Annotated in this window: 4 protein-coding genes and 3 pseudogenes; 4 read left to right on the forward strand and 3 right to left on the reverse strand. The window is 60.0% G+C overall.

Going from position 1 to position 6722, the window contains the following annotated elements:
* Positions 1-349: 349 nt before the first annotated feature.
* Positions 350-843, forward strand: a pseudogene (locus ACFFNA_RS34980) (IS21 family transposase); the annotation flags it as partial.
* A 41-nt stretch (positions 844-884) separates the two neighbouring features.
* On the opposite strand, the pseudogene ACFFNA_RS34985 reads toward ACFFNA_RS34980, so the two are convergent.
* Positions 885-1106, reverse strand: a pseudogene (locus tag ACFFNA_RS34985) (transposase); the annotation flags it as partial.
* Positions 1107-1361: 255 nt separating this feature from the next.
* On the opposite strand from ACFFNA_RS34985, the gene ACFFNA_RS34990 reads away from it, so the two are divergent.
* The gene (locus ACFFNA_RS34990) at positions 1362-2582 is read left to right on the forward strand and encodes an IS110 family RNA-guided transposase (protein ID WP_378924438.1); all 1221 of its coding nucleotides are present in this window, start codon (positions 1362-1364) and stop codon (positions 2580-2582) included.
* A 324-nt stretch (positions 2583-2906) separates the two neighbouring features.
* Here ACFFNA_RS34990 and ACFFNA_RS34995 read toward each other — a convergent pair.
* A pseudogene (locus tag ACFFNA_RS34995) lies at positions 2907-3854 on the reverse strand (IS256 family transposase); the annotation flags it as partial.
* A 432-nt stretch (positions 3855-4286) separates the two neighbouring features.
* Here ACFFNA_RS34995 and ACFFNA_RS35000 point away from each other — a divergent pair.
* Both ACFFNA_RS35000 and ACFFNA_RS35005 read left to right on the forward strand, forming a co-directional pair.
* Positions 4287-5468, forward strand: coding sequence for an AAA family ATPase (locus ACFFNA_RS35000; protein WP_378924435.1), 1182 nt, complete (start codon positions 4287-4289; stop codon positions 5466-5468).
* A 3-nt stretch (positions 5469-5471) separates the two neighbouring features.
* A complete protein-coding gene (locus tag ACFFNA_RS35005; protein WP_378924436.1) occupies positions 5472-6128 on the forward strand; it encodes an RloB family protein in 657 nt (218 codons plus the stop codon).
* A 330-nt stretch (positions 6129-6458) separates the two neighbouring features.
* Here ACFFNA_RS35005 and ACFFNA_RS35010 read toward each other — a convergent pair.
* Positions 6459-6722 (reverse strand): DNA/RNA non-specific endonuclease (locus ACFFNA_RS35010; protein WP_378924437.1); only part of this gene is annotated, 264 nt, incomplete at its 5' end.

A 6722-nucleotide genomic window follows, 5' to 3' on the forward strand; every position in this document is an offset into this window, starting at 1 on the left:
TCCACATGGCCGTCGCCGGTCGGGCGCGCCTCGTTGAGCGTTGGCTACGCGGCTTTCAACTCCTTGCCCATCGCCTCACCAGCCGCTCCTGCCGGGCCGACTACCGTCCCCGAGTCTCCCGGGTCTCCTGGCCGGCAAAACGGCATTTCTTTGTTTAGCTGCGATGTGCTGAAGCGTCCCATATAAAACGGATATGCCATCATGCGCGTTCGAGAGCATTCAGCAACGCCGGATCCAGCGGGTGATAGAGCTCTTATGCATAATGGTCAGTATGAATAGGTTGGACGCCCAAGTGTGAAGGCTTTGATTTGCGACCATCAGCTCGTCGTGGCGAGTGGATGGTGTGGGGATGAAGTCGGTGGATACGATTGCCCGGGTTCGGCGCGCCTTCCATGTGCAGGGATGGTCTCTCAAGCGGATTTGCCGCGAACTGCATGTGTCGCGGAACAAGTCCGCAAGATACTCAGGTCCGATGAGACATCGTTCCCCTACGAACGCGAGCGGCAGCCCAAGCCCAAGATCGGTCCGTGGCAGGATCAGCTTGACGGGTTTTTGAATGGCAACCGTGGCAAGACGGCGCGCGAGCAGCTGACACAGATCCGGATTTACGAAGAGCTTTGCAGCCTCGGCTACGAGGGAGGCTATGACGCCGTCCGTCGATACGCGAAGAACTGGGCGAAGGCACAGGGGTCGGCGATGGCGGACGCCTATGTGCCGCTGTTCTTCGCGCCGGGCGAGGCCTACCAGTTCGACTGGAGCCACGAGATCGTCCTGATCAACGGCGTGACGGTGACCGTGAAGGTCGCCCATGTCCGGCTCTGCCACAGCCGCATGATGTTCGTCGGGACTGTCAGGAATTTCGTGTGCGGGCGGGCGGTTGAACATTACGCCGCCATGGCCCGGATGAAGCGCTCGCCGAAGATGACGGCGAACTGGGCCTTGGCCATTGTCCACTCACGTGGCGGCATTTTCCACTCTTTCTCGGATCGGTTCAAGATCAGGTAGAGCAACTTGGTTGCCGCATCGTCGCTTGGGAAGTGGCCCCTGGCCCTGACAGCCCGCCTGAGCTTCGAGTTCAACGCCTCTATTGAGTTCGTAACCGGTATGAAGATGGCGGTGCCGATGTCCGGCTGCGGTTTTCGTGATCGCGGCGTATGGTGCGACCATCCGGGACAGAGGCACCGGGAGCACGAAGGTGCGGGCAGGCCGATCTTGTACGTTGAGCTGCGAGCTCGTGTTAGTAGATGGCCGCCTCTGCGACTCGCCCGGTTGCGCTGAGAGCGCGGATCCGTAGTTGTCGTGTCGCCCGCCGCTCCCCTCTGACTGATCGAGAGGAGGCAGGAATGCGACGTGTAATTGGAATCGACACCCACCGCACCTTTGGCGAGGTGGTGATCTGGGAAGATGGTCGACTGCGGCATGTGGGCCGGGTCGATATGACGCGAACCGCGCTGGAAGGCTTCGGCAAAACCCTTCTGGCCGACGACGAGGTGGTCATCGAGGCCACTGGCAACTGCATGGCGGTCTCTCGGGTGCTGTCGCCATTCGTGAAGCGGGTGGTGATCGCCAACCCGCTGCAGGTCAAAGCGATCGCGCACGCTCATGTGAAGACCGACAAGATCGACGCCGGCACGCTGGCCAGCTTGTACGCAGCCGGCTACCTGCCGGAGATCTGGACACCGGATGCCGCCACGGAGCGGATGCGCAGACTGGTCGCGCGGCGCTACCAGGTCGTGCGGCATCGGGCCCGGATCAAGAACGAGGTACATTCGATCCTCTACGCCCACCTGATTCCGCGGTGCCCCCATGCCGACCTGTTCGGGCGCCTCGGTCGTGCCTGGCTCACCCGTCAGCCGGTGCCAGATGACGAGCGCGCCGCAATCGAGCGCCATATCCGGGAACTGGACAGGCTGGGTGACGATCTCCGCGTACTTGACCGGGAGATTGCCGAGAGCGCGCTCGATGATGCGGTGATCAAACGGCTGCTCACAATCACTGGCGTCAATCTCGCAGTGGCCGGCGGGCTAGTGGCGGCTGTCGGTGACATCGGCCGTTTTTCCAGCCCGCAAAAACTGGTGAGCTATTTCGGCCTGAACCCACGCGTGCGCCAGTCGGGGCTCGGCGCGGCCCATCACGGGCGGATCAGCAAGGTCGGACGCAGCCATGCCCGCGCGATGCTGGTGGAAGCCGCCTGGGCGGCCGCCAAGACGCCGGGGCCGCTCCATGCGTTCTTTGTCCGCATCCGGGCCCGGCGCGGCCATCAGGTTGCCGCCGTCGCCGTGGCGCGCAAGCTGACGGTGCTCGTCTGGCATATGTTGACGAAGGAGGCGGACTACCTCTGGGCGCGACCCAGTCTGGTTGCACACAAGATGCGCAGCATGGAACTGCAGGCCGGCAAGCCGCAGAAGAAGGGCAACAGCCTCGGACCGACCTATGCCTACAATGTCAAGGAGCTGCGGAACCAGGAGATGCGCGTCGCCGAGCAGGCCCAGAAAGGATACGAACACTTCGTTGAGGCTTGGCGCCCGCGCCTGCCAAAGGAAAAGGCGCGCGGGCGCCTCAGTCCGGCAAGGCTCGAATAAGGCGGCCCGGCGGCGCTTTCAGCCGATGCACCACGCTTCGCCACGAGGTCGCCCGCGCACGAAGACAATAGCTGACTGCGTCGGGTATTTCCAGTTGCGCCAGCCCTCGGGGCTTTGCACCTCCGATCCGATCGAGCATGCCGCCGTGCTCGGGCCGATCAAGGCCCAAGCCTTGCGGTGGCCGCGTAAAACGCGGCCAGCCTTGACTGCCCCTGCGCGCGGCGGCTGTGAAATGGGGCGGTCGGGACGGAAGAACACCAGCGATGCGGTCGAACCAAAGAACATACTCGGGGAGGTTCCAGGGCTCGTCACAAAATAGCGCTTGTCGATCTCATCCGTGGTGTAAATGATCCGACGGACGTCGTCAGGGAACGCGAAGAATGGAATGACCTCGCCCCAGGCGCGCCGCCAGCTCTGGCCGATGGCGGGATAGCGCTGGCCCCAAGGGCCGGCCTCGAACGCCGCCAGCGCCTTTTCGGCGGCATCGGCATCGACGGCGCGGTAGATTTCCTTGAGTGCGCTGGCGAGGCTCTTGCGGTCTTTCCAAGACACGAAGTCCATCGAGTTGCGCAGCAGGTGGACGATGCACGTCTGGACGATCGCCTCCGGGAACACTGCGGTGATCGCGTCCGGGAAGCCTTTCGGGCCATCGACAACAGCCAGAAGGATATCCTCCGTGCCACGGTTCTTGAGCTCGTTCATCACCCGCAGCCAGAACTTGGCACCTTCATTCTGCTCGAGCCAGAGGCCCAGCACCTCCTTTGCACCATCGGCGCGCACGCCCAGTGCGATATGGATGGCCTTGTTGCGGACCATCCCTTCATCGCGGATCTTGACCCGGATCGCATCGAAGAAGACCAGCGGGTAAATCGGATCGAGCGGCCTTTGCTGCCAGGTGGCGACTTCGTCGAGCACGGCGTCCGTCACCGTTGAGATCAGGTCCGCCGACACTTCGATGCCGTACAGATCGCGCAGGTGCCCGGTGATCTCCCGGGTGCTCATGCCGCGCGCGTACATCGATACGATCTTGTCATCAAATCCGGGAAAACGGCGCTGGTACTTGGCGATCAGCTGCGGATCGAAACTCGACTGGCGGTCGCGCGGAACATCGATATCCAGCTTGCCGGTCTCGGTCGTCACCGTCTTGCGGCCATAGCCGTTACGCGTATTGCCAGCGTCTTCGCCGCTCGCCAGATGATGGTCCATCTCCGCGTTCAGCGCGCGCTCCGTCAGAGCCTTCTTGAGCGTATCCAGCAGGCCGCCCTGTTCGAAGGGTCGACCTGTGCCTCTTTACGAGCATGTGCTTCTGCAACGCGACGGCTACGCGCTAATCATGCTCTCCCGTGATGTACCCGCGGGAAATGACCTCTTCAGAGCGGCTTAAACGCCGTCTGAATCCCGATCGATAGTGCGGTCAGAAAGAAGCCGCAAATCTATTCGTTGCGATCGCCGAAGAGGTCGCCGCGCTTTTTGTATGTGATGTCGTGCCGGTGAAGGTGCTCCGGCTTTCGTGCAGCATACGGGAGCGTTGGCAGAATGCGCGGCGCGGAAGGAGAGTGCCGCGATATCGGATAAATAACCGAAATATCTTTACTTTTTGCACGTTTTGCGTGATAATCACGTTTAAACAGGAAAGTCGTAGCTATGTTGTTGGAATTTCGGATAAAGAACTTTCGTTCGTTCCGGGACGAGGCTGTTCTACGCATGACGGCGAGCAGCGACACTTCGATGCAGGCCACCCATACGCGTGAGACCGGACTGGAAAAGGCCAAGCGCGTGGTAAACGCGGTTGCCATCTTCGGAGCCAACGCTAGCGGCAAGACCAATGTGGTGCGCGCTCTTCAATTCATGCAGCTCATGGTCGCAACCTCTAACCAAGTCCAGCCGGATCAAGAGAGCAATCTGTCGCCGTTCGCGCTGCGTCCAGAGGCCGCGAGCTATCCGACGCTGTTGGAGATGACGTTCCTAATCGATGGGGTGCGGTACCAGTACGGCTTCGAGTTCACACGTCGCGCGATCATTGAGGAATGGCTCCAAGTCTACGAGACTGCCAAGCCGCAGGTCTGGTTTCATCGCAAGCGCGATGAGAAGACGGGAAAATATAGGTACACCTACAGTGACTATTTCCTTGGCCAGAAAAAGGTGTGGGAGGGCGCCACGCGCAAGGAAGTGCTCTTCCTAACCACGGCGGTTAATCTCAACAACGAACAGTTGCGCCCGCTCTACCAGAAGTTCGTCGACGATATGGCGGTTTCCCTCCAAGGCGGCGCGATCGGGACCGATTTCACCGCCAACTATGTCCAGGATTCCGGGAGCCAGCGGCGCGTGGTGTCGTTACTCTCTGCCGCTGACACCGGGGTTTCCAGCTTGGCCTTTGACAAGAGACGTGGGCAGCAATTGCAGGTGAATCTGGCAAGCGGCCTGCACGAAACATCTGAGGTGGAATTCAATATGCCGCAGCTGGGTCACTTGGCCAACGGTGTGACCTATCCCTTGGACTTCCAGGACGAGTCATCCGGGACTCAGATTATTTTCAGCCTGGCGGGACCGGTGCTCGACATTCTTCAGCGCGGTCGATTGCTGGTGGTCGACGAACTTGACCGAAGCCTGCATCCGTTGTTGGTGCAGCAACTGGTCGCAATGTTTAACGATCCTCAGCAGAACCGGCATGGCGCCCAACTGATCTTTACCACTCACGATGTCTCACTCCTCGACAGCAAACACCTGCGCAGAGACCAGATCTGGTTCGCGGAAAAGGACCAGGGGCAGGCTTCACATTTCTTCCCGCTCCTCGACTTTTCGCCGCGGAAGGGTGAGGCCCTAGAAAAGGGCTATCTGGGCGGACGCTACGGTGGCATACCGATCCTGGAACCGTTGCAGGACTAGCCTATGGAGAGACGAGCACGTTCTGAATCATCGCTCCGCCGCACTCAGGGCCGCAAGAAGAGCTCGCCGCGCATTCTCATTGTCTGCGAGGGCGAAAAGACCGAGAGAAACTATTTCAATGCGATACGACGCGAACGGCGTCTCAGCGGCGCACGCGTGCAAATCTTGCCGTCAGATTACGGGACGGATCCTCTCAGCGTAGTGAATTATGCCCTAGACAAATTCCTCGCCGAGGGGAGGGCGTTCGACGAAGTCTATGCCGTTTTCGATCGCGACGATCACCATACCTACAACAATGCTTTGGACCGGGCGTCCGCGCTCAACAACAGCTATAAGAATGAGGCGGGCGTCCGTGTCCCTTTCGCGGCCGTCCCATCCGTGCCGAATTTCGAGCTATGGCTGCTACTCCATTTCAAAAGCGTTCTGGCACCCATACACCGAACTGAGGTTTACGCCGAACTGAAGAAGCCTGCCTTTTACCCGACCTACGCGAAAAACAGCGCCACAGTCTACGATGATACCAAGGGCAATATCGGGACTGCTACGCAGCGTGCGACGCACCTTCGGGAATCATTCAATCCGGCCGACGGGTCTGACCCGTACACAGACATCGACCTAGTCGCCAACAAACTCCTATCGATCCCTGTACCGTGGGGATAACCACCTTCCAAATCGTGGTCTTGTTCGGTCTTCCCCTGGATGGGAGGCCGACTTCGATCACGACGCCCGTACTCGGCATTGGGTGGACTGCGCCGCCATGCGCCTCAGCAATTACCTTTGAGCACCGATCATCTCAACCCAATGGTGCGTGCCTGGTCGAACGTGACAAAGCCTGAGGCTAGCTTGCATTACACAAATCCTTGCACACAATTAAAAAATGCGAAATATCGGCTTGTAAGCAATGGGTTGTGAAAAGGACATTCGGTCTTCTGGACCGAAGCGCACTGCAACGTGCGACCGCGAGCCGTCTCGGCGACGCTGACTGTCATGTTATGCCGCGGCGTGTGTATCGGCGCGCAAGAGGACATCGTCAAAAATAACGCCGGCCTCATGGCTGATGGCTGACAGGGCGACTTGATAGCGTGCATATTCACCGGGCGCGAATTCCACTCCGAACCGATCGACGACATCTTTCTGGGAAAGCCGGAAGCCGTAGGTGCGTAGGGACCGGCGACCGTTGGTATCGCGCGCCGAGACCGCAACCACCTTCCAGAAGACGAGAGGATACTGCACCACGCCGGTTCCAAAATCCTC

Source organism: Mesorhizobium kowhaii (assembly GCF_042431665.1).
GTDB classification, from domain to species: Bacteria; Pseudomonadota; Alphaproteobacteria; order Rhizobiales; family Rhizobiaceae; genus Mesorhizobium; species Mesorhizobium kowhaii.

Excerpts from the sequence above, each read along its gene's own strand:
- ACFFNA_RS35000 (WP_378924435.1), top strand. The coding sequence starts at position 4,287 with ATGACGGCGAGCAGCGACACTTCGATGCAGGCCACCCATACGCGTGAG.
- ACFFNA_RS35005 (WP_378924436.1), top strand. The coding sequence starts at position 5,472 with ATGGAGAGACGAGCACGTTCTGAATCATCGCTCCGCCGCACTCAGGGC.